18 protein-coding genes are annotated in these 20,782 nt (G+C 73.5%); 5 read left to right on the forward strand and 13 right to left on the reverse strand.

The features are described from left to right. Window positions 1–8: 8 nt before the first annotated feature. The 3 genes from AB0J39_RS04835 to AB0J39_RS04845 form a co-directional block, all read right to left on the reverse strand. A complete protein-coding gene (locus AB0J39_RS04835; RefSeq protein ID WP_363461886.1) occupies window positions 9–1,046 on the reverse strand; it encodes an NAD-dependent epimerase/dehydratase family protein in 1,038 nt (345 codons plus the stop codon). Between the two features lie 158 nt (window positions 1,047–1,204). Then, a complete protein-coding gene (locus AB0J39_RS04840) occupies window positions 1,205–1,879 on the reverse strand; it encodes a hypothetical protein (RefSeq protein WP_363461888.1) in 675 nt (224 codons plus the stop codon). 179 nt (window positions 1,880–2,058) lie between these two features. After that, the gene (locus AB0J39_RS04845; protein WP_363461890.1) at window positions 2,059–2,877 is read right to left on the reverse strand and encodes an alpha/beta hydrolase; all 819 of its coding nucleotides are present in this window, start codon (window positions 2,875–2,877) and stop codon (window positions 2,059–2,061) included. A 77-nt stretch (window positions 2,878–2,954) separates the two neighbouring features. On the opposite strand from AB0J39_RS04845, the gene AB0J39_RS04850 reads away from it, so the two are divergent. Further along, entirely contained in the window at window positions 2,955–3,416 is a 462-nt protein-coding gene (locus AB0J39_RS04850) for a helix-turn-helix domain-containing protein (RefSeq protein WP_363461892.1), read from the forward strand. 95 nt (window positions 3,417–3,511) lie between these two features. Here AB0J39_RS04850 and AB0J39_RS04855 read toward each other — a convergent pair whose 3' ends face one another. The 7 genes from AB0J39_RS04855 to AB0J39_RS04885 form a co-directional block, all read right to left on the reverse strand. Next, window positions 3,512–4,147, reverse strand: coding sequence for a LysE family translocator (locus AB0J39_RS04855; RefSeq protein WP_363461894.1), 636 nt, complete (start codon window positions 4,145–4,147; stop codon window positions 3,512–3,514). 60 nt (window positions 4,148–4,207) lie between these two features. Next, on the reverse strand, window positions 4,208–5,470 hold the full coding sequence (locus AB0J39_RS04860) for a DUF6596 domain-containing protein (protein ID WP_363461896.1): 1,263 nt from the start codon (window positions 5,468–5,470) through the stop codon (window positions 4,208–4,210). Next, on the reverse strand, window positions 5,467–5,865 hold the full coding sequence (locus AB0J39_RS04865) for a YciI family protein (protein WP_363461898.1): 399 nt from the start codon (window positions 5,863–5,865) through the stop codon (window positions 5,467–5,469). Before AB0J39_RS04865 ends, AB0J39_RS04860 begins: the two co-directional genes overlap by 4 nt. 155 nt (window positions 5,866–6,020) lie before the next feature. After that, window positions 6,021–7,304 carry an endo-1,4-beta-xylanase gene (locus tag AB0J39_RS04870; RefSeq protein WP_363461900.1) on the reverse strand — a complete coding sequence of 428 codons (1,284 nt, stop codon included), beginning with the start codon at window positions 7,302–7,304 and terminating at the stop codon, window positions 6,021–6,023. Between the two features lie 158 nt (window positions 7,305–7,462). Next, the gene (locus AB0J39_RS04875) at window positions 7,463–8,095 is read right to left on the reverse strand and encodes a maleylpyruvate isomerase family mycothiol-dependent enzyme (protein WP_363461902.1); all 633 of its coding nucleotides are present in this window, start codon (window positions 8,093–8,095) and stop codon (window positions 7,463–7,465) included. Window positions 8,096–8,167: 72 nt separating this feature from the next. Then, entirely contained in the window at window positions 8,168–9,415 is a 1,248-nt protein-coding gene (locus AB0J39_RS04880) for a sigma-70 family RNA polymerase sigma factor (protein WP_363461904.1), read from the reverse strand. After that, window positions 9,412–9,735 carry a YciI family protein gene (locus tag AB0J39_RS04885; protein ID WP_363461906.1) on the reverse strand — a complete coding sequence of 108 codons (324 nt, stop codon included), beginning with the start codon at window positions 9,733–9,735 and terminating at the stop codon, window positions 9,412–9,414. Before AB0J39_RS04885 ends, AB0J39_RS04880 begins: the two co-directional genes overlap by 4 nt. A gap of 141 nt (window positions 9,736–9,876) precedes the next feature. Here AB0J39_RS04885 and AB0J39_RS04890 point away from each other — a divergent pair, with 141 nt between their 5' ends. The 4 genes from AB0J39_RS04890 to AB0J39_RS04905 all read left to right on the forward strand — a co-directional run bounded on the left by AB0J39_RS04890 (window position 9,877) and on the right by AB0J39_RS04905 (window position 14,754). Next, window positions 9,877–10,758 carry a hypothetical protein gene (locus AB0J39_RS04890; protein ID WP_363461908.1) on the forward strand — a complete coding sequence of 294 codons (882 nt, stop codon included), beginning with the start codon at window positions 9,877–9,879 and terminating at the stop codon, window positions 10,756–10,758. A 67-nt stretch (window positions 10,759–10,825) separates the two neighbouring features. Next, on the forward strand, window positions 10,826–11,596 hold the full coding sequence (locus AB0J39_RS04895; RefSeq protein ID WP_363461910.1) for a sporulation protein: 771 nt from the start codon (window positions 10,826–10,828) through the stop codon (window positions 11,594–11,596). Between the two features lie 135 nt (window positions 11,597–11,731). Next, on the forward strand, window positions 11,732–12,571 hold the full coding sequence (locus AB0J39_RS04900) for a hypothetical protein (protein WP_363461912.1): 840 nt from the start codon (window positions 11,732–11,734) through the stop codon (window positions 12,569–12,571). An 83-nt stretch (window positions 12,572–12,654) separates the two neighbouring features. After that, window positions 12,655–14,754 carry a hypothetical protein gene (locus AB0J39_RS04905; RefSeq protein ID WP_363461914.1) on the forward strand — a complete coding sequence of 700 codons (2,100 nt, stop codon included), beginning with the start codon at window positions 12,655–12,657 and terminating at the stop codon, window positions 14,752–14,754. Here the strand turns inward: AB0J39_RS04905 and AB0J39_RS04910 are convergent. From AB0J39_RS04910 to AB0J39_RS04920, 3 genes are all read right to left on the reverse strand, one after another. Further along, window positions 14,751–15,881, reverse strand: a complete 1,131-nt coding sequence (locus AB0J39_RS04910) for a cation diffusion facilitator family transporter (protein WP_363461916.1) — start codon at window positions 15,879–15,881, stop codon at window positions 14,751–14,753. The two genes, AB0J39_RS04905 and AB0J39_RS04910, sit on opposite strands and share 4 nt — an antisense overlap. 260 nt (window positions 15,882–16,141) lie before the next feature. Next, the gene (locus tag AB0J39_RS04915; protein WP_363461918.1) at window positions 16,142–19,906 is read right to left on the reverse strand and encodes a BTAD domain-containing putative transcriptional regulator; all 3,765 of its coding nucleotides are present in this window, start codon (window positions 19,904–19,906) and stop codon (window positions 16,142–16,144) included. Then, window positions 19,906–20,655: a GNAT family N-acetyltransferase gene (locus AB0J39_RS04920; RefSeq protein ID WP_363461920.1), complete on the reverse strand. Its 750-nt coding sequence runs from the start codon at window positions 20,653–20,655 to the stop codon at window positions 19,906–19,908. Before AB0J39_RS04920 ends, AB0J39_RS04915 begins: the two co-directional genes overlap by 1 nt. Window positions 20,656–20,782: the final 127 nt, after the last annotated feature.

Below are 20,782 nucleotides of genomic sequence, written 5' to 3' on the forward strand. Positions count from 1 at the left end.
TCCTTCCGTCACGAGCCGTCGGAGGTAGCCGGCGCCAGCCGTGCCACGGCGGCCGCGGCGAGCCGGTGTCCTTCGGCCAGCCGGGCAAGCACCGTGTCGGTCGCGGCGTCGGGCAGGGTCTCCTCGGCATGTGCGGCCCGCCAGGCGTGCAGTCGCCTGGCCCCCTCCGCCCAGGTGACGACCGGCCGGAACGACGGGACGAACCGCCTGATCTTCGTGGTGTCGAACAACGCGGTGTGCTGGAGGTCGCCGACGATCAGGTCGGACCAGAACCAGTCCGGCGCGATGATCGGCAGGAACTCGGCGGGCAGGTGGAGGAGCCGCGCCCGGGTCCCGGCCGTGCGCCCGATCACCTCGTAGATCTCGTTCCAGGTGAGCGCCTCGCCCGAGGTGATGTGGAAGTCCTCGCCGACCGCCTGCCAGGCGCCGAGGAGGCCCACCAGGCCGACGGCGAAGTCGTCCGCGTGCGTCAGCGTCCACAGACTGGTGCCGTCGCCGGGCACCACGATCTCGTCGCCGCGCACGACCCGGTCCCAGGCCGTCCAGTCGCCGGGCAGCGGCGGATGCGCGTCGTCGTAGGTGTGCGAGGGGCGCACGATCGTGACGGGGAAGTCGCGCTCCTCGTACGCGCGGCGCAGGACGTCCTCAGCGGCGATCTTGTCCCTGGCGTAGCCGAGGTAGGGGTTGTGCCGGGTGGTCGACTCCGTGAACGGGGCCCGCCGCACCGGCTTGTGGTAGACGGAGGCGCTGCTGACGTAGACGTACTGGCCGGTGCGGCCGTCGAGCAGGTCCACCCTCGCCGCCGCGTCCTCGGCCGTGTAGCCGAGGAAGTCGACGACGCAGTCGTACGCGCTCCCGGCCAGGGCCCGGCGGAGCGCGTCGCGGTCCCGTACGTCGGCGGTGAGCGTCGTGACCCCGTCGGGCAGTGGCCGGCGCCGGGCGGTGTGGCCCCGGTTGAGCACGTGGACGTCGAGCCCCCGGCGCGCCGACTCGGCCACGCAGGCCGAGCTGATCGTCCCGGTGCCGCCGATGTAGAGGACCTTCACACGGACTCCGAATGGTGGGATCGCGGACGAGCCGTGCGGGGCCCGGTCCGCGCGGACTCTCAGTCGCCCAGAAAATTTTCGACTGCTGCACGAAAATTATCAGCTGCGGCAGCAACCTAGAGCGCGGCGTCATCCCACGTCAAGAGCGCCGCCGCCGTCTAGAGCCGCCTCGCCACCACCTGGAAACCGGCCCTGCAGAGATCGGTGGGGTGACCCTCGTACCGGACCGCCATGATCGCGATGCGTGGGTTCCACGAGTTGTAGAGGCCGACCCGTGCCTGCGTCCAGTTGTACACGTCGTGCATCAGGCAGCCTTCCTGGCCGTCCGTGGTCTGGGCGTGGATGTTCAGCTTGACGGTGTCGCCGAATTTCCCGCGGATTTTGACCGTGTTGTTGTTCTTGGCGAAAGCGGTGCGGCACCAGCGGTACGTTTCGGTCTGGCACATCGGACGGTCGGCCACGTTGAAGCTCGTCGAGCTTCCGATGAACACCGGGAAATCCGGATTCGCGGTGCTGGACCAGTTCTCTGTGCGATCCCAGTTGAGCGGAGCTCTGTCCCACGTGCCGATGTTGCGCACGCGGTACGGGCCGACGACCTCGCCGCCCTCCACGCTCATGGACGCGTTGATCCGTTCCCAGTCCCCGCACTCGGGGCTGGGGTGGGGCCCGATACGGCCGCCGCCGATGATCGGGCCGGTCGGATCGCAGCTGCGGCGTTCGTTGAAGGAGAACGAGCGCCAGGTGACCTCGAGTTCGAAATCGGCGTCGGCCGCGGCGGCGGGGGCGGCCGGTGCGATGGCCGCCGCCGCCGCGAGGGCGAGCAGCGTGGACAAGCCGAATCGGGTCCTGCCGAAAATGGTCGCCACTGTTTCAGATCCTTTCGGGGGCGTTGTCGGATCTCATGCTTCCAGCGGCGCACCCCAGTGAGGGATATCCAGAAAAAGGCGGATTTTCCATAACTGTGGCCATATTGCATGCCGGGGAATGGCCGGTTCGCGGGCCGGTTTCGGGTTCAGGTCGCCAGAAGTTCGCGGATTCGCGTGGCGTACGCGCGGGGGTGGGTCGTGTTGCCGTTGTGCCCGCCGGGGAACTCCCTCGCCTCGACCCCGAGAAGCGCCGCGAGCTCCTGTGCGCACCGGTGGTCGAAGACGTGCCGGGGCGTGGTGCGTCCGAAGGCCGGGATGACGCGGACGGCCGTGTCCCCGAGCGCGGCGACGTCCAGCGTGTCGCGGGCGATCGCGGTGAAGTCGTTGCGGATGAAGAAGTCGAAGCCGGCCCGCCGCCGGTCGTCGAGAGGCCGCGGGGTCAGGCCGGGTTCGGTGTCCTGCGCGACGGGGTCGATGCCCAGCGTTTCGGCGATCCTGGCGAACGCGTCGGCGAGGCCGCGCGCACGGTAGAGGTCCTGCAGTTCCTCCAGTTCGCGTACGTGACGGACCCGTTCGGCGGCGGGCAGGAGCGAGGGGGCGACCGGCTCGTGCGCGATCAGGGTGCCGAGCTGTTCCGGATGCTCGACGGCCAGGTGCAGCCCGACGACGGCGCCGAAGCTGCATCCGAGCATGTGCGCCGGGCGGTCGGTCACGGCGGCGAGCAGGCGGTGGACGTCGTCGACGTGGTCGGCCATGGTCGCGCCCCGCTCGGGGTCGTCGAGGACGCTGCGGGACAGGCCCCGGCGGTCGTAGGTGACGACGGTGTAATCGGCGGCCAGGTGGCGGACCAGGTCGGCGGTCCGGTCCGCGTCCCCCTCCCCGCTCTGCGAGATGAGGAGCACGGGGCCGGCGCCGCGCACCTCGTAGTAGACGGTGGCGCCGGTCGTGCGGAGCGTGCCGTTCACGGGTCGTCCTCTCATTGGGGTGATCCGGACGATAATCCATCAGATCTGATGCATCAAGTCTGATGTAGTCTGGTGCGGTGAACGGAGTCGACCTCTTCCTGCTCGGCAGGACCCTCATGAAGATCGGCGAAGAGGCCATGCCGGTCGAGGACATCGCCACGTCGGGAACGACGCAGGCCGCCAGTGTCCGGACCGTGCTGGTGGTCGTCGCCGACCTGCGCGCGCACCCGGAGACCTCGGTGGGGGAGATCGCGGCGCGGACGGGCCTGCCGCAGAGCGCCGTGTCGGGGGCCGTCGCCCGGTTGAAGGAGGCCGGGGCGGTCGTCACGGCCCCCGATCCGGCCGACCGGCGCCGGGTCGTGATCAGGCGGGCGCCCGGGCACTCCGCGCGGGTGGAGGCCGTGCGGGCGGCCGGTGTCGAAGAGCCGCTCGCGGCTGCTCTGGGCACCGACGACCCGGCGCGGGTCGCCGAGGTCGTCGCGGCGCTCGAGTTCCTCGCCCGCCGCCTGGCGCCGGGATCGGTTCCGCGCCGCCCCTGACGCCCGGGAGGCGCCGGGGAGACGCGGGGGAGGCGTAGGGGAGACGCGGGGAGGCGCGGGGGAAGGCGCCGGGAAGGACCGGCCGGGCGGCGGCTCTACTCGGGTGAGGTCACCAGGCGGACGGCCAGGGCGGCGAAGACGGAACCGCTGAAGAGGTTCAGGCCGCGGGCGACCCGGCGGCTGCGGCGCAGCACCGACGCGAGCCGTCCCGACAGGACGCCCACGACGGCGTCGACGCAGAGACCGAGCAGCACCAGGGTGAGGCCGAGAATGATGAGCTGACCGGCGACATGTCCCAGGGCCGGGTTCACGAACTGCGGCAGGAACGCGATGTTGAACAGGATGACCTTGGGGTTGAGCAGGTTCGTGAGCATGCCCTGCCAGAAGGCGCGCAGCCGGCGCGGGTCGGGGCCGGCCGGCGGGCCCTCGTCGCCCTGGAGAGTGCTGCGGTCGCGGAAGGCCTTGACCGCGAGGTACACGAGGTAGGCGGCGCCCGCCCACCGCAGCACGTGGTACAGCACAGGCAGGTGCGCGAACAGCGCCGACAGGCCCGACATCGCGGCCAGGGCGTGCACCAGGGCGCCGCAGGCCACGCCCACGGCGGCCAGGACGCCGGTGGCGGGGCCGCCGCGCCCACCCATGGCCACGATGAACATCATGTCGGGTCCCGGCGCGACGCAGAGGGCCGCCGCCGCGACGACGAAAGCCAGATAGAGGGAGAGATCGACCATGACGCCATCCTCACCGCTCGGGATGCCGGCGGACCTCCGGGATTCGCATGGTGAGACCGCTCACAGGGAGGCGGCGAGGCGGGCGGCGCGCATGATGAGGTGGTCGCGCTCGGGGACGCTGGCCGTACGGCTCGCCGCGGCACGGTAGTCCTCGACGGCGGCCCGGTGGTCGCCGGTCATCTCCAGCAGGTGGGCGCGCGCCGCGTGCAGACGGTGGTGACCGGCCAGCGGGCCGTCCGCCAGCGGTTCGAGCAGGGCCAGCCCCGTGGCGGGGCCGTGCACCATGGCGGCGGCGACGGCGCGGTTGAGGGAGACCATCGGATTGGGCGACATGCGATCGAGCAGGCCGTACAACGCGAGGATCTGCGGCCAGTCGGTCTCCTCGGCCGTCGCCGCCTCGTCGTGCACGGCGGCGATCGCCGCCTGGATCTGGTACGGCCCGGCGGCGCCTTGGCTCAGAGCGGCGGTGAGCAGCGCGACGCCCTCGGCGATCGCCTCGCGGTCCCACAGGGTCCTGTCCTGTTCGGCGAGCGGAACGGGGACGCCGCCCGCGCCGGTCCTGGCGGGCCGCCTGGCGTCGGTCAGCAGCATCAGCGCGAGCAGCCCGGCCGCCTCGCACTCACCGTGCGGGTGACCTCGCAGCAGGCGGTGCAGCGTCCTGGCCAGCCGGATCGCCTCGCGGGACAGCTCGACGCGGTGCAGGCCCGGGCCGCCGCTGGCGGCGTACCCCTCGTTGAAGATCAGGTAGAGCACGTGCAACACGGCGGCGAGCCGCTCGGCGCGTTCGTCCGGCTCCGGCAGGCGGAACGGCACGCCCGACGCCCTGATGCGCTGCTTGGCCCGGCTGATCCGCTGCGCCATCGTCGCCTCGGGCACCATGAAGGCCCTGCCGATCTCGGCCGTGGTCAGTCCGCCGACGGCGCGCAGGGTCAGGGCGATGGCGGACGCGGGCGTCAGCGCGGGGTGGCAGCTCAGGAACAGCATGACGAGCGTGTCGTCCCCGTCCGTCCCGGGTGCCAGGTCGGCGGCCGGGGAGGTCCAGTGGTCGGCGGGCGACCGCGCGGCCACGAGTTCCTCGCGGCGGCGGCGCGCCTGCTCGCCCCGCACCTGCTCGATCATCCGCCGGTACGCGACCTGGACGAGCCAGCCCTTCGGGTTGTCCGGCACGCCCTCGGCGGGCCACTGGGCGAAGGCGTCGAGCATCGCCTCCTGGACCGCGTCCTCGGCCGCGCCGAAGTCGCCGAACCTCCGGGTGAGCACGCCGACGACCTGCGGCGCCAGCGGGCGCAGCAGGTCGTCGACGGGCGGATGCGCGGCGGTCACAGTTCCTCCGGCGGGCCCGCCATGACCTGCCGCACCTCGATGGGCATGTTGAGCGGCTCGCCGTTCAGGCCGGGCGCGGCCGAGATGTGGGCCGCCAGTTCGTACGCCCGCTCCGGGCCCTCGCAGTCGATGATCCAGTAGCCGACCAGGAACTCCTTGGTCTCGGGGAAGGGGCCGTCGGTGACGACGGGGACGCCGCCCTCTCCGGCCCGCACGATCCGCGCCTGGTCGGGCATCGCCAGCCCCTGCGCGTCGACGAACTCGCCGGCCTCGACGAGCCCGCGGTTGACGTCGCCCATGAACTCGATGTGCGCCTTGACGTCCTCCGGCGACCAGGTGTCGATCGGGGCGATGTCGCTCTGCGGGCCGAACTGCATCAGCAGCATGTATTTCATGTCTCGCTCCTCCTGCCGCCCGCCCCCGGTGGGCGCGCTCACCCCTGGGTAGAAGCCGGCTCCCCGGTTCTCGACATCTTCCACGAAGAAATCTCGAAAAATCTTCCGCAGCCGGTGGCGGACGTCAGAGGGACGTCAGAGACGTCAGAGAGACGTCAGAGAGACACGGCCACCTCGGCGTCTCCGGGCTCGTCCAGGGTGAACGCGGCCGTCCGGCCGCCCGCGGTGACCTCGTACTCGCCGAGGAAGCCGTCGAAGCGGACACGGCCGTCGTCGTCGGTGACCATGGTCGTGGGCGGCAGCCACCACTCGTCCTTGATGAGCGAGCGCAGCGCGTCGTACGACGGCTTGGGGGTGCCGTCGACGCGGACGAAGCCGCCCGGAGCCCCGAGCCAGCCGCCGTCCGACAGGCCCCAGTAGGTCGTCGCCTCCACGGCGGGGTGGGACAGCAGGGTCTTGTAGTGGCGTACGACCTCGTCGGCCTGGCGGGCCTCGCCCTCGGGCGTGCTCGGCCACTCGGGGATCTGGTAGTCGTTCAGGTCGACGATCTCCTCCGGCATGATGTGGCCGGAGACGATGGTCGTCTCGGTGAAGTGGATGGGCAGGCCGTACCGCGCGAAACGGTCGATCGTGGCGAGCGTCTTCTCCTCACCCCAGTAGCCCTGGTGCATGTGGCTCTGCAGGCCGAGCACGTCGATCTTGATGCCCGCCTCCAGCACACCCTCGATCAGGCACTCGTACGCCGCGGACATGTCGAAGTCGTTGAGCAGCAGCGTGGCGTGGGGGTTGGCCTCGCGGGCCGCGTCGAACACCATCCGGACCATCGGGATCCGGCCCATCTCCCGGCAGATCCGGGTGATCCCGTTGTCGTACTTGTCGAAGATCGGCATGATCACGACCTCGTTGATGACGTCCCACATGTCGATGACGCCGGCGAAGTCGGTCATGTCCCGCTGGATCCGCTCCACCTGGGCCTTGGCGATCTCGGCGTTCGACAGGTCCATCAGCCAGTCCGCGGTCACGGTGTGCCAGGCGAGCGGGTGCCCCTTGACCGGGACGCCCCGGTCGGCGAACCACCGCGCCGTGGTGAGCAGCCGCTCGGTGTCCGGACGGCCCCGGACCGGCTCGAACTGCCCCCAGTAGAAGGGCAGCGTGGCGAAGTTGAACAGGTCGAACCACAGGTCGGCGACCTCCTGGGACCCGGCCGCGGGGGACTCGCCCAGCGACCGCCGCTCGCCGGTGCCCGCCGAGGTATCGCCGTTGGCCAGCGGGATGAAGTCGAACCCGATGCAGCCGAACAGGAACTTGTGCCGGCGCTGCGCGACGACGACCTCCCGGCCGGCGAGGGGCGCTCCGTCCGCGGTCAGGGTGAGCGTGGCGCCGGCGGTGCGGTGCTTCCTGATCGACGGGTCGGGATCGAAACCGGAGCGGGACGGCATGAAAGGGCCTCCAGGAGTGCGCGGAGCGGAGGAGACCTCGCCGGGAGCCCCGTCGCTCCGACCGGAGAGGTCCGTGATCTCGAGCACATTAACGCGCACGACGCCCGAAAGGGCACAGCCCTCCCCGGCTTCTGCGACCAGCGGCCGAAGCGGCGCGTTCAGCGGACGGAGCGGGTGAAGCGTGCGGCGGGCTCGCCGCGCAGCCGTCCCTCCGGCAGCCGGCGGCCGCACAGGACCAGGACCAGGTCCTGGGCGGCGCCGGTCAACGGGGTGCCGGTCCCGAGCGACCAGTCCACGTCGTCGGCGCGTAGTTCCACGCCGTCGAGGTCGACGCCGAAATACCTCCGGCTCCGGGGCGACAGCGCGTTGTCGAGCAGGACGCGCAGCCGGTCGCCGGGGATCCGCCGGTCGATCCCCAGCGCCACGGTGATGTCCATGCCGTGGATGACGTCGTGGGACAGCGCGCCCGCGTAGCCGCCGCCCGGAGGCCGCCAGGGATGCTCGGCGTTGTCCCGCAGGCACGCGGTCAGCTCCCGGGGGCCGAGCGCCGCCGCGTCCTCGCGGGCGAGCCGGTCGGCCAGCCGGTCGAAGTTCCCCCGGGCCCGGACGAGACCGGCCAGCACGCTCAGCCCGGAGCGCCGGTACGGCATCGTCATGTGCGCGACCACCTCCCGCACCCGCCATCCCGCGCACAGCGACGGCGCGTCCCACGACCGCTGCGGCAGCTCGCCCAGCAGGTCCGCCAGTTCACGGCGTTCCGCCGCTATCCGCCGTCGTACATCCGTATCCATCGGTCGTCGCCTTTCGTTCGTGCCGTACGTGTGTCCGTCCAACCGACGAACGGGAACGGCCCGTACGGACACCTATTCGAGGGCGGCGAGGCGGCGGGCGAGATAGCGGCGCTCGGCGTCGGTGGCGGCCAGGCCGGCCGCCTCCCGGTAGGACTCGGCCGCCTCGGTCGTACGGCCCAGGCGGCGCAGCAGGTCGGCGCGGGCGGCGGGCAGCAGGTGGTAGCCGGCCAGGGCGCCGGTCTCCCGCAGTGTCTCCCGCAGGGCGTCGACCAGGGCCAGGCCCGCGGCCGGGCCGTGCGCCATGCCGACCGCCACCGCGCGGTTCAGCTCGACGACGGGCGAGGGGACCAGCCGGGCGAGCCGCCCGTACAGGACGGCGATCTGTGCCCAGTCGGTGTCCTCGGGGCGGGCGGCGGTGGCGTGACAGGCGGCGATGGCGGCCTGCACCTGGTAGGGGCCGGGCCGCCCGCGCCGCAGCGCGCCGTCCAGCAGGGCCACGCCCTCGGCGATCTGGCCCGCGTCCCACCGGCCGCGGTCCTGGTCCTCCAGCACCACCAGGTCGCCGGTCTCGTCCAGCCGCGCGGCGCGGCGCGCGTGGTGCAGCAGCATCAGCGCGAGCAGGCCCGCCGCCTCGGGCTCGTCCGGCATCAGCCGCATCAGCACCCGGGCCAGCCGGATCGCCTCGGCCGCGAGGTCGTGCCGCACGAGACCGGCGCCGGCCGTCGCCGAGTAGCCCTCGTTGAACAGCAGGTACAGCACCGCGAGCACCGCCGGGAGGCGCTCCGGCAGCAGATGCGCCGGCGGCACGCGATAGGGGATGGCCGCGTGCCGGATCTTCCGCTTGGCCCGGGCCAGCCGCTTGGCCATCGCCTGCTCGCCGACCAGGAACGCCCGCGCGATCTCGGCCGTGGTGAGCCCGGCGAGGGTGCGCAGGGTCAGCGCCACCCTGGCCTCCAGCGCGAGCGCCGGATGACAGCAGGTGAAGATCAGCCGAAGCCGGTCGTCCGGCACGCCCGGCTCCTCGGCGGCGTCGCCGTCCTGGGCCGCGAGCATGTCCGCCACCTCCCGGAGTTTGGCGGCGCCGGTGGCCTCACGGCGCAGCCGGTCCACGGCCCGGTTGCGCGCCGCCGTGGTCAGCCACGCGCCGGGGCGGCGCGGCACGCCGTCACGCCGCCAGGTGCGCAGGGCCTGGGCGAAGGCGTCCTGCGCGCACTCCTCGGCCAGGTCCCAGTCGCCGGTCCAGCGGATGAGGGTGGCCACGACCTGCCCCCACTCCTCGCGGAAGGCCCGGTCGACGGCGGCCTCGACCGGCGGCGTCACAGATCCGTGAGCGGCCGGATCTCGATCGTGCCGTACGCCGCGGCGGGATGGGCGGCGGCGACCTCGATGGCCTCGTCCAGGTCGGCGCACTCGATCAGGCAGAACCCGCCGAGCTGCTCCTTGGTCTCGGCGAACGGCCCGTCCGACAGCAGCACCTCGCCCTCGCGCACGCGCAACGTGGTGGCGTCACCCGGCGGGCGCAGCCCGGCGCCTCCCCGGAGCACGCCGCGCTCCGCCATCGTCTCGGACCATCCGCCGCACCCGTCGCCGGCGTGCTCCGCCGCCGACTCGTCGCCGCAGATGAGCAGCACGTACTTCATTCGTCCTCCTCGGCCCCGTATCCCATCATGTCCGTACGACGAACGGGACGGCCGGGAAAGGACACCGCAGGCACTCGTCCGGCGCGGCGAGCGTTCTTTCGATTGTTCGACTCGTGCTCGCCGACTCCGGAGGAGACATCGATGGCGGCCCTCGACGCCGGCCTGCCCGACGTGGTGTCCGTCTGGCTGGACGGACGGTCCACGTCCGGCCTCGTGCTGTGGGGCCACACGATGCTGTGGTGGGGACGCCTGGGCAAGATCGTGCAGTTCGCGGCGGGACTGGTGGCCGTGTTCGACCTCATCGGCCTCGACCGGCTGGTGCGCTGGCTCGGGCGCCAGGAACGGCGGTACGAGCGGATCAGGCGCAAAGGCAGGATCGAGGCGAGAGTCCAGCGCTACGCCAGGATGCGGCAGGAGTTGTACGACGGCTTCTTCTTCACGGTGACGTCCGGAGGCAGACCGGCGGTCAAACCGGTGACGGGGATCCACAGGAAGCCTCCCGCGCATGCTCCGGAGGGCGTCGACCACGCGCAGCTGGTCTCCTTCTGGACCGAGGTGATCGCCGAGCTGCCCGGAGCGCACGGATGCCGCCACGACCACCCGGAGCCCTGCCGGGAGCAGCACGACCACGTGCTCGGCCGGATCGACGACTTCCTCGGCCGGCTCCTGCCCAAGCGTGAACGCACCCTGCTGGGCCGGGCCGGGAGGGCGGCCGAGCAGACCGTGGCGATCCAGGTCGTCTCTCTCCTGGCCGCCACCGCCGCGCTGCTCTGGCTGGCGGTGTCGATCCAGTCGTCCGCCTCGGCCTTCCGGCTGGTCGCGCTGGGCGTCGTGGCCGCGCTGGGACTCCTGCTCGCGGTCACTCCGGGGGACACGCGGTCGGCCGTGCGCTGGTGGGTCCACCGGAGCGTGCTGCGTCCGGTCGTCTTCGGGATCGACCGGACGCGCCCGTTCCATCTGCTGCGCTGGCTCGCGTTCGCCATGTTCGCCGTCGGTTTCCTCTTCGACCTGCTCGCCTCGTGAGGCGGGAACCGGGCGGCGGAACGGGTCGTTGGCAGCGGTGAACGATCCGCGACCGAGGGAGTGATCGGTGTTCCGCAAGCTGATGGCCGCGTTCGGGGCCGGTGTCGAGGTCGACACGGTGCTGCCCGACCCGCACGTGCGTCCGGGCGAGACCCTGCACGGCGAGGTCCGCTTCAGGGGCGGGTCGTCCGACCACAGGGTGGACGGGATCACCGTGGACTTCACCGCCGTCGTGGAGGTCGAGCGCGGCGACCAGGAGTACCACGCGACCTACAGCTTCCTGAAGGCGCCGGTGTCGGGGCCGTTCGACCTGCGCGCGGGGGAGGCTCGCGCGCTGCCCTTCGCGATCCCGGTGCCGTGGGAGACCCCGGTCAGCGCGGTCGGCGGGCGTCCGCTGCCCGGTATGCGGCTGGGCGTGGCCACCGAGCTGGCGCTCGCGGGCGCGCTCGACAAGGGCGACCTCGACCCGCTGTTCGTCAACCCGCTGCCGGCCCAGGACCATCTGCTGGGGGCGCTCGTCCGCATGGGCTTCCACTTCAAGCGGGCCGACCTGGAGCGTGGTACGCTGCAGGGCTCGACCATGCCGTTCTACCAGGAGATCGAGTATCACGCCGGTCCGGAGTGGCGGCGCCACTTCAGCGAGCTGGAGTTGACCTTCATCGCCGGGCCGCACTCGATGGACGTGATCCTGGAGGCGGACAAGCGGGGCGGGTTCCTCACCTCCAGCCACGACGTCTACAACCGCTTTCGGGTCGGGTACGGCGACCACCCCGGCATGGTGGAGCGGGCGCTGCGCGACGGTCTGGCCGCCATGGCCCGGCACCGCGGCTGGTTCTGACCCTCGCGACGGCGCCAGGCGGGACACCGGCGAGCAGACCGGTGCCGGCGCGCCCGGCAGGGCGGCTGACGCCTGCCCGTACGGCCACCGCCCGCCCCCGGCGGCAGCCGTACGGGGTGATCTAGCCTGGCGGGCATGGACGAGATCTGGCGGTTGATCGAGTGCTGCCACGCCCCGGTCTACTTCGCCCCCGAGGCGAAGGAGCGTTACGCCGCGGCAGGGCTCAAGGGCTTCTGGATGGGGTATTTCGCCTCCAGGTCGGCAGCGCTCGGCGCGGTCTCCCCGCAGGTCGTCACCGCCGCGTTCTACAACTTCGCCCCGGCGATGGTCGCCCGTGCGATCCCCGGCGCCTGGCGGTTCTGCCCGCCCAAGATGGCGCTCGAGGCGCGCCTGGAGGTGGCCGGCCGGTGCCTGCGCCGCCTGCTCGGCGACCTCGCCGACCACGCGGACGTGCGGGAGGCGGCGGGCCTGGCGCGGACGGCGGTGGAGGCCTGCCCGGCCGCCGGGCGGGTGCTGTTCGCGGCGCACGCCGCCCTGCCGCCGCCCGGCGAACCGCTCGCCGCGCTGTGGCACGCGCTCACCGCGCTGCGCGAGTTTCGCGGCGACGGGCACGTCGCGGCCCTCGTCACCGCCGGTCTGGACGGCTGCGAGGCCAACGTCGTCGCCTCGGCGCTCGGGCTCGTGCCGCCCGAGCAGCGGGCCTACCGGGGGTGGACCGAGGAGGAGTGGCGGGCCGCGGCCGAGCGGCTGCGCGAGCGCGGCGTGCTCGACCGCGAGGGCGCCATGACCGAGAGGGGCCGCCGGGAGCGCGACGCCGTCGAGGCCCTCACCGGACGCCTCGCGCGGGCGCCGATGGACGCCCTGGGTGAGACGGGCACGGCCCGGCTCGCGCGGCTCCTGCGCCCGCTCGCCGCCCGGATCGTCGACGGGGGAGGACTGCCCTTCCCCAACGCCATGGCGATGCCCCGCCCCTGACCGGCTCGGCGGCGAGTGGGACGATCCGCGCAAGTTGCCATTTGTCCGGAGCCGCGGCCTGCCGACTGCCATGATCGGTGCCCATGAGGAGGGGTCCGCGACCGCGCACGCTGCGCCGCGCCGTCCGGGGCGGGGCGGCGGTCGCGTCCGTCCTGGCCGTGGTGGTGGGCGTGTGGCTGCTGCCCGGAGTCGGGCGCGCGGACGCCGAGGGCCCCATCAGCGCGGTCTGCGCCCTGGTCACCCTGGCGATCACCCTCTGGTTCCTGCCCCTCGGCAGACCGGGGGCCGGTGTGGCCTCGGCGGAGGCGTCGCTGCGGGCCAGGATGCTGGAGACGGAGACCAGGGCGCGCCAGCAGCTGTTGCGCGACGACAAGGTCATCGACCTCGCGTTCTCCCTGCACCGGGTCCCCCCGCACGGCCTGACCGGCGCGGCGCCGGCAGGCAGCCTCGCGGGCGCGACGGACTACTACCGCGCGCTGTCCCCACGCCGGTTGGTGATCACGGGCGCGCCGGGGGCGGGCAAGACCGTCCTCGCCGTCGAACTCGTGCTGGGCCTGCTGGCGGATCCCGGTGAGCCGGTGCCGATCCGCCTGCCCGCCGCATCCTGGGATCACCAGCCGGTGGAGGACATGCTCGCCGACCACCTCGTACGGGTCCTGAAACTGCCCGAGGCCGACGCGATGGAGCTGGTCGGAGCCCGGCGGGTGCTGCCGGTGCTGGAGGAGCTGGACGAGATGGACGCCGGCGCGGAGCCGGGTCACGACTCGCGGGCGGGCCTGCTGCTGAGCGCCCTCGATCTCTACCTGAACGGCGCGGCCAAGGCCGGCGTCGTGGTGACCTGCCGTACGGGCCACTACGAGGCGCTGGCCGCCGCGGAGGTGTGGGCCGGGGAGGCCGCGCAGATCGAGATCCTGCCGGTCGCTCCCGGGGAGGCGCTCACTTTCCTGGAACGTCACATCGCCGCTGACGCCGACACCAAGCGGTGGGCGGACGTGCTGGACGCGATCGATTTCGAGCTCGGCCCGCTCGCCCGGGCCCTGTCCACCCCGTGGCGGCTGACCCTGGCCGCGACCGTCTACAGGAGGCGTCGCCGGACCGGCGAGGCGAATCAGCCCGACCCGGCCGAGCTGACCCGCCTGCCCACCGAGGAGGCCATCGGCGAGCATCTCGTGTCCAAGCTCATCCCGGCCGTCAGCGCGTACGGGGACTACTCGCCCCGGCAGGTCCACGCCTGGCTGGGAATTCTCGCCGGCTATCTGAACGCCAACGCGGCGGGACGTACGGTGGGCGGGCGTTCCCTGTCCGGCACCGATCTCGTCCTGCACGAGCTGTGGCCGGTCGCCGGCCCGCGCGCCGTGCGCGTCGTCCACGGCGTGCTGGAGGCCGCGACGACCCTGCTGGCCGCCAGCGCGATGGTCACGGCGCTGGTCCGCCTGCCGTTCACGTTCGGCGGCGTCGTCACGCTGATCGTCCTGCTGGGCCTGCCCGTCGCGCTGGTCGGGTCCTGGCGGGTCGTCTGGCAGGAGCCGCGACGCGGGGACCGGGTCCTCATCCCCTACTGGCTCCTGATCACGTTCGGTATCGTGCCGGTCCTCGTGCTCGCGATCTACCTCGTGCTCTGGCTGGTGGCCTCGTTCGTGGCGTTGTTGTTCACCACGCCACCTCGCGGGAGCCCGGCGGAAGGGCTCGCGGAGCTGCTGGGATACGAAGTCGTCATCGGCGCTTTCGTGGGATTCGTCCTGGTCTATGTGGAAGGCGCCGCCGGGTACGGGTACACCAAGGTCCACGGCCCTCGCGGCGTGCTGCGCAACGACCTCGCCAGGGGAGCCGAATACGGCCTGGTGGGCGGGCTCACGTTCGCCATGCCCGCCGGCGCGGTGGAATGGCTGCAGGCCGGGCCAGGGCCGGGGATCGTCCTCGGCCTCGTGACCTGGTTCGCGCTCGCGGCCGTGCTCGTGCTCGGCATCGGGCCCGGCCCGCGCTACGTGGCCTTCCTGCTGTGTGCCAGGCGGTGGAATCGCCGTCTCGGCGGCAACGGGCTGCCCTGGCGACTCGGGCGGTTCCTCGACTGGTGTCACGCCGCGGGCCTGCTTCGCACGGCGGGGATCGCCTACCAGTTCCGCCATCGTGAACTGCAGGATTACCTGGCCGCGAACCCGGTGCCGAAGGACGCCAGGGATTAGGCGCCCGGCGCCGGGTAGTACGCCGGGCGGTGGTCGTGCCGGTGGCCGTCGAGCACGGCGTGGTGGTCCACACCGTCGTGGGCCAGCGGGTCGGCGTGCACGATGGCGGCCGTCAGCCGGGGAATCGCGTGGATCAGGTTGTGCTCGGCCTCGGCCGCGACCCGGTGGGCCTCCACCACCGTGACCGTGGGGTCGACGACGACCTCGCACTCGGCCCGGAGCCGATGGCCGATCCAGCGCAGCCGCACCTGACCCAGGCCGAGCACGCCGGGGGTGCCCCGCAGGGCCGCCTCCGCGCGGTCCACGAGCGCGGGGTCGACGGCGTCCATCAGCCGGCGGTACACCTCCCGCGCCGCCTGCCGCAGCACCGCCAGGATCGCGACCGTGATGAGCAGGCCGACGGCGGGGTCGGCCCAGGTCCAGCCGAGGGCGGCCCCTCCGGCGCCGGCCAGCACGGCCAGTGAGGTGAAAGCGTCGGTGCGGGCGTGCAGCCCGTCCGCGACGAGGGCCGCCGAGCCGATCTCCCGCCCGACGCGGACGCGGTGGCGGGCGACCAGCTCGTTCCCGGCGAAGCCCACCAGCGCCGCCGCCGCGACGGCCCCCAGATGGGAGACCTCCTGCGGCTGCAGGAGCCGTCCGATCGCGGCGTACGCCGCGGCGATCGAGGAGGCGGCGATCGTCACGACGATGACCACACCGGCCAGGTCCTCGGCCCGGCCGTACCCGTAGGTGTAGCGGCGGGTGGGCGGGCGTCGGCCGAGCAGGAACGCGATCCCGAGCGGCACGGCGGTAAGGGCGTCGGCCGCGTTGTGCAGGATGTCGCCCAGCAGCGCGACCGACCCGGACAGGGCCACCACCACCGCCTGGACCAGCGTGGTCGCGCCGAGACCGGCCAGCGACACCCACAGCGCGCGCATTCCCCGGGCGGACGACTCCATCGCCGGGTCGACCTTGTCGGCGGCCTCGTGGGAGTGCGGGCGCAGCAGATGCGCCATCCGCGTCCGGAACGTCCCCGCACCGCCCTCATGCCCATGCCCATGCCCGTGCCCATGCCCATGACCGTGACCGTGCCCGTGCCCGTGCCCGTGCCCATGACCGTGATCGGGGCGGGCCTGTTCCTGGCTCATGGCACCCACAATGACGCGGAAAACCCGCCGCAGCACCTCGACAACAGCGGGAGCGGCGCAGGTGCGAGAGTCCCGCACCTGCCCACGCCCGGAACCGCGCCCGGAACCCCTGCCCGGAAGCGTCCCCGGAACCGTGCCCGGAACCCCTGCCCGGAAGCGTCCCCGGAACCGTGCCCAGAGCCGTGCCCAGAGCCGTGCCCGGAACTCGTCCCCGGACCGCGTCAGAACCGGATCCGGACCTGTGCCAAGGCGTCCCGGCGTCAGGTGAGCGCGCCGCCGGCTCGTCCGGTGTCCGCCGCGCCCGCACGGATCTCCCGCAGCAGGGCCTCGCTGCGGCTCACGAGGTGAGGCAGACCGAGCCGCCGGTGCGCGTCCCGCGCGGCCTCCGCGTGCGACAGTGCGGCGGCGGTGTCGCCGATCCGCTGAAGGAGCCCCGCGACCACGTCGTGCAGCGTCCCCCACGACAGGCACCCGGTGCCCATCGTCATGAGCTGGCCGGCGATCGGCCGCAACTCGGCGAGCAGCTCGCCGGGATCGGGCCGGCCGAGCCGGACCGCGACCAGGCCCCACTGCCAGGAGACGAACTGCCACGTCCAGTCGCGGGGCCGCGCCGCGCCCCAGCGGTCGACGAGGCGGTGGGCCAGATCGACGTCGCCGGCCCCCAGCGCGGCGAGGACGGCCGTGGGCCGCGCGATCAGGTTCGACTCGTCGCCCGCGGCCTCGACCAGCTCCGCGAGCAACGGGCTGGGACGCCCCTGACACCAGTCGGCGAAGAACGCGTAGATCAGCTTCAGGACGTCCGGGCCCCACAGGCTGGTGCGGCGGAAGCTGCCGGTGCCCAGGGCCGCCAGCCGGTCCATCTCCGCCCAGTCGCCCGCCAGCATCGCCCGCCCGGCCGCGGCGTACGCGACCTGCGTCTCGATCTCCGTCATCCGCACGTCGGCGGTGAGCCGCAGGCAGCGGGCCAGCTCCGCGTCGTAGTCGGCGAGCAGCCCCGCCTTCATGAGCTTGGGCATGCGGTGCAGGCGGGCGACGATCTCGGTGGCCCTGGGCAGGCCCGGAAGGCTCAGGATCTCCTCGGCCGCCCGGTAGCGTTCCTCCTCGTGCTCGGGCGTCCAGGCCGCGATGACGAAGTTGTTCAGCGTGCGGGCCAGCAGCAGGGGGTCGCCGGTGCGCCGGGCCAGCTCCACGGCCTCCAGCGCGTGGCGGCGGCCCTCCTCGCGCCGTTCGCCGTAGTACAGCTCGACGCCTAGCGTGCCGAGCAGCTCCGCACGAGTGCGCACGGCCTCCGGGCCGAGCCGGGACAGCTGATCCTCCAGCACGGACACCATGCGCCGGTCCACCGTGCCGTACGAGCGCCAGTTCCAGAGGGTCACGCCGCCGAAGACGGTGGCCGCCTCGATGACGGCGTCGTCGTCGCCGATGCCGGTCGCGAGCGTCACGGCCTCGTCCAGCGCGCGGCGCGCGCCTTCCACGTCGCCGGTCACCCGCAGGGCCTTGCCGAGGCCGATCAGCAGGGCGCAGCGGGCCGCCGCGGGCCCGGCGGCGCAGGCCTCGAGGGCCTGCTCCCAGTGCAGGACGGCCTCGTCGTAGGCGAGCCGGGCAGTCGCCTGCCCGGCCGCCTCCACGGCGTACGACACGGCCTTGTCCGCGTAGCCGACCCTGGCGGCCAGCCCGAAATGGTGGGCCAGGGCGGGCAGCCGCGAGCCGGCCTCGCCCCACCGGAGGGTCTCGATGGCCTCGCCCACCCGGCCGTGGAGCTGGGCGCGCTGCCTGCGGCTGAGCCCGGAGTACAAGGCCTCCCGCACGAGGGCGTGCGAGAAGCGGTAGTCCCAGCCGCCGTCCACCTCCAACAGCAACCCGGTCGCGACGGCCGGTTCGAGCAGCATCATCACCCGGGCGCCGCCGACCCCGGTCGCTGTCTCCAGCACGTCGGCGTCCACGTCCCTGCCGATCACGGCGGCTGCCCGCAGCAGGGTCTGGGAGTCCTCCGGCAGCCGTGACACACGCTGGTTGATCACGTCGCGCACGCCGTCGGGCACCGCGAGGGCGAGCACGTCCGTCACGCCCACCCGGTCGCCGGGGTGGGTGCTGGTCAGCAGGCGCAGTAGCTCGCCGAGGAAGAACGGGTTGCCGCCGGTCCTGTCGTGCAGCGCGGAGGCGAGCTCCGCCCCGAGCCCGGTCCGGCCCGCCTCGCGCAGGTAGTCGGCGATCTGCTCGGGGGTGAGCGGGGCGACGGTCATCCGTTCCGTGCCTCGCTGGCGGGTCAGCTCGCCGAGCGCCTCGGTCAGCGCCTGCCTGTCCACCGCCGGCTCCGGCCGTACGGTCGCGAGCACCAGGAGCGGTACGCGGTGCAGGTCGGCGCCGAGGAAGGTGAGCAGCTTCAGCGAGGCGGCGTCGGCCCAGTGCAGGTCCTCCACCACGACCAGGACCGGTGCGGCCGAGGCCCGCCGCGTCAGCGCCCGCGCCACGCTGTCGTGCAGCAGGAAGCGGGCGGTGTCGGGGTCGGCCGTGTCCGTCCGGTCGCCGTCGAGGAGACGGTGGGCGAGCCGGGCGAGATCGCCGCCCGTCTCCCCGCCCTTGACGGCCGCCATCGCCTGGCCGGTCCCCGCGGCGTCGCCCGTTCCCCGGGCGCCGTCCGTGCGTGGAACCCGTGCGGTTCCCGGGGCGGTGCCCGTTCCCGCGGCGCTGCCCGTTCCCGTGGCGCTGCCCGTGTCCGGAGCGCCGCCAGCGTCGGGGGCCACGGCCGGTCGGGGGGCGTCGTGCGCGTCCAGGGCGTTGAGCGCCTGGATCCAGGGCCAGAACGCGGGCGCGCCGCTGCCCTCGACGCACCTGCTCCAGGCCACCGCGGCCCCGCGCTCGGCGGCCATGCTCGCGGCGGCCTCGGCGAGGCGGGTCTTGCCGATGCCGGACTCCCCGCTCACCAGGAAGACCCCGCCGACGCCCCGGCGTAGGTCGTCGAGCCGCTCGGCGATGCGCCGCAGGTGCGGCTCCCGCCCCACCAGTCCCCGTCCGAGCGGTCCCCCTCCGGCCACGTCCCCGGCGCTCTCGCCGCCCGCGTTCCCGTACGCCCGGCCGTCCTCCGTGGGTGCCGTGGGTGCCGCGCCTGCCTCTGCGCCTGCCCCTGCCCCTGCGCCTGCCTCTGGGTCCTGCTCCGGCGGCAGGGCGACCACGGGAGCCCACACGCCGGCCGGCGACTCGTCCTGGAGGAGGATGGCCTGCTCCAGCCGCCGCAGCTCGGGACTCGGATCGAGGCCCAGCTCGTCGCCGAGGAGGGCGCGGCAGCGCTGGTAGGCGGCCAGCGCCTCGGCCTGCCTGCGCTCCCGGTAGAGGGCCCGCATGAGCAGCGCCCACAGGCCCTCGCGGTAGGGGTCCTGTTCGAGCAGGCGCTCGACCTCGACCGTCACCTCGGCCGCCCGTCCCAGCGCGAGCCACGCCTCGGCGCGTACGGTCAGCGCGGACAGGCGGATCTCGCTCAGGCGGGCCACGGTGGACCGCGCGAACGGCTCGTCGGCCAGGTCGGCCAGCGGCTCGCCCCGCCACAGCGCCAGCGCCGGGCCCAGGATGCGCTCGGTTTCCTCGGGGCGGCCCGCCGCCAGGGCGGCGCGCGCGGCCTCCGCCGCCCGGCCGAACCGCTCGGCGTCGACCTGGTCCGGCTCGATGTCCAGCAGGTAGCCGGGCTCCCGCGTACGCAGGACCCGGGCGGGGGAACGCGGGCTGCGCCGGGGTTCGAGCGTCCTGCGCAGATGCGAGATGTACGCCTGGAGCGTTCCCGTGGCGCTCGACGGCGGCTCGTCCCGCCACAGCCGGTCGATGAGCTGGTCGAGGGGCACGACGTGGGGCGCGTTCAGCAGCAGGAGCGTCAGCACGGCACGCTGCTTGCGGGGCCCGAGATCGAGGATCGTCCCCGTGCCGTCGGCCACTTCCAGTGTGCCGAGGAGGCGGAAGTCCAGAGCGGGGCCCTGACGACCGTCCTGGCCCTGGCGCGGCGCCCCTGCGCGTGCGCCGTCGATGCCCGTGCGCATCACAACTCCCGAACGAGCCAGGCGGCCCAGGGCCGGATTTCTGGCTCATGATACCCATATGTCCGCTCGTTCTCGCGAGGAAAACCGGGGCCGGCTCCGTCCGTGAATCCGGCGCTCCTCAGCAGGGCGCACACGCCCTCGTCGCCCGGGCCGGAGAGGAACCACACGGCGCGTACGCCGTCCGCGCGCAGCTCCATGAGCAGGTCGTCGAGCAGGCGGCGGCCCAGCCCCCGGCCGCGGTGCGGGGCGGCCACGGCGAGCGCGTGCAGCAGGGCCCACCGGGGGACGTGCCCCGGCACCCCGGACTCCGGCGGCGCCGTGGTCTCCCGCTGCGCCGTGGTCTCCCGGTGCGCCGCGGTTTCGATGAGCGTGGTCTCGAGCAGCGCGGTCTCCAGCAGCGCGGCGGCGAGCGGGGCGGCGGCGGCCGGCAGGGCGAGGTCGGTCAGCACGTAGAGGCGGCACCGCGCGGCCGGCACCACGCGCAGAGCCTCTTCGAGGGCCGGGCCGATGAGCCCGGCCCCGGGCGCGCCCGGGTGGGCCGGCACCTCGCGCAGCAGCAGCGTGCCGGTCGGCGCGGTGACCTGCGCGGACTCGGCCAGTGCGGACCCGGCATGCGGGTCGCCGGTGGATCGGGGACGCGGGCCGGGTCGGACGCCCGGGCGGGTGACGCACGCCGGATCGCGACGGGGATCGGGCGGGCCCGGATCCCCGTCGTACGGCGGCTGGTGTTCGTCGGACGGCGGCGGCATCGCCCCAGCGTGCGGGGGACGTCTTGGAAGCCACTAGGACATCTCTAGGCGGCCCTTCGGCGCCCGGAGGAACACCGGCCCGATCGGCGCAAGCGAACACCAAGACCCCGATGCGACAACTGTTCCC

The organism is Microbispora sp. NPDC049633 (assembly GCF_040675265.1).
Lineage (GTDB): Bacteria > Actinomycetota > Actinomycetes > Streptosporangiales > Streptosporangiaceae > Microbispora > Microbispora maris.

Bases quoted from the DNA above. Each gene is read 5' to 3' on its own strand.
- AB0J39_RS04885 (WP_363461906.1), bottom strand. From the start codon at position 9,735: ATGAAGTACGTGCTGCTCATCTGCGGCGACGAGTCGGCGGCGGAGCAC.
- AB0J39_RS04920 (WP_363461920.1), bottom strand. From the start codon at position 20,655: ATGCCGCCGCCGTCCGACGAACACCAGCCGCCGTACGACGGGGATCCG.
- AB0J39_RS04905 (WP_363461914.1), top strand. From the start codon at position 12,655: ATGAGGAGGGGTCCGCGACCGCGCACGCTGCGCCGCGCCGTCCGGGGC.
- AB0J39_RS04870 (WP_363461900.1), bottom strand. From the start codon at position 7,304: ATGCCGTCCCGCTCCGGTTTCGATCCCGACCCGTCGATCAGGAAGCAC.
- AB0J39_RS04890 (WP_363461908.1), top strand. From the start codon at position 9,877: ATGGCGGCCCTCGACGCCGGCCTGCCCGACGTGGTGTCCGTCTGGCTG.
- AB0J39_RS04900 (WP_363461912.1), top strand. From the start codon at position 11,732: ATGGACGAGATCTGGCGGTTGATCGAGTGCTGCCACGCCCCGGTCTAC.
- AB0J39_RS04865 (WP_363461898.1), bottom strand. From the start codon at position 5,865: ATGAAATACATGCTGCTGATGCAGTTCGGCCCGCAGAGCGACATCGCC.
- AB0J39_RS04915 (WP_363461918.1), bottom strand. From the start codon at position 19,906: ATGCGCACGGGCATCGACGGCGCACGCGCAGGGGCGCCGCGCCAGGGC.
- AB0J39_RS04875 (WP_363461902.1), bottom strand. From the start codon at position 8,095: ATGGATACGGATGTACGACGGCGGATAGCGGCGGAACGCCGTGAACTG.
- AB0J39_RS04910 (WP_363461916.1), bottom strand. From the start codon at position 15,881: ATGAGCCAGGAACAGGCCCGCCCCGATCACGGTCATGGGCACGGGCAC.
- AB0J39_RS04855 (WP_363461894.1), bottom strand. From the start codon at position 4,147: ATGGTCGATCTCTCCCTCTATCTGGCTTTCGTCGTCGCGGCGGCGGCC.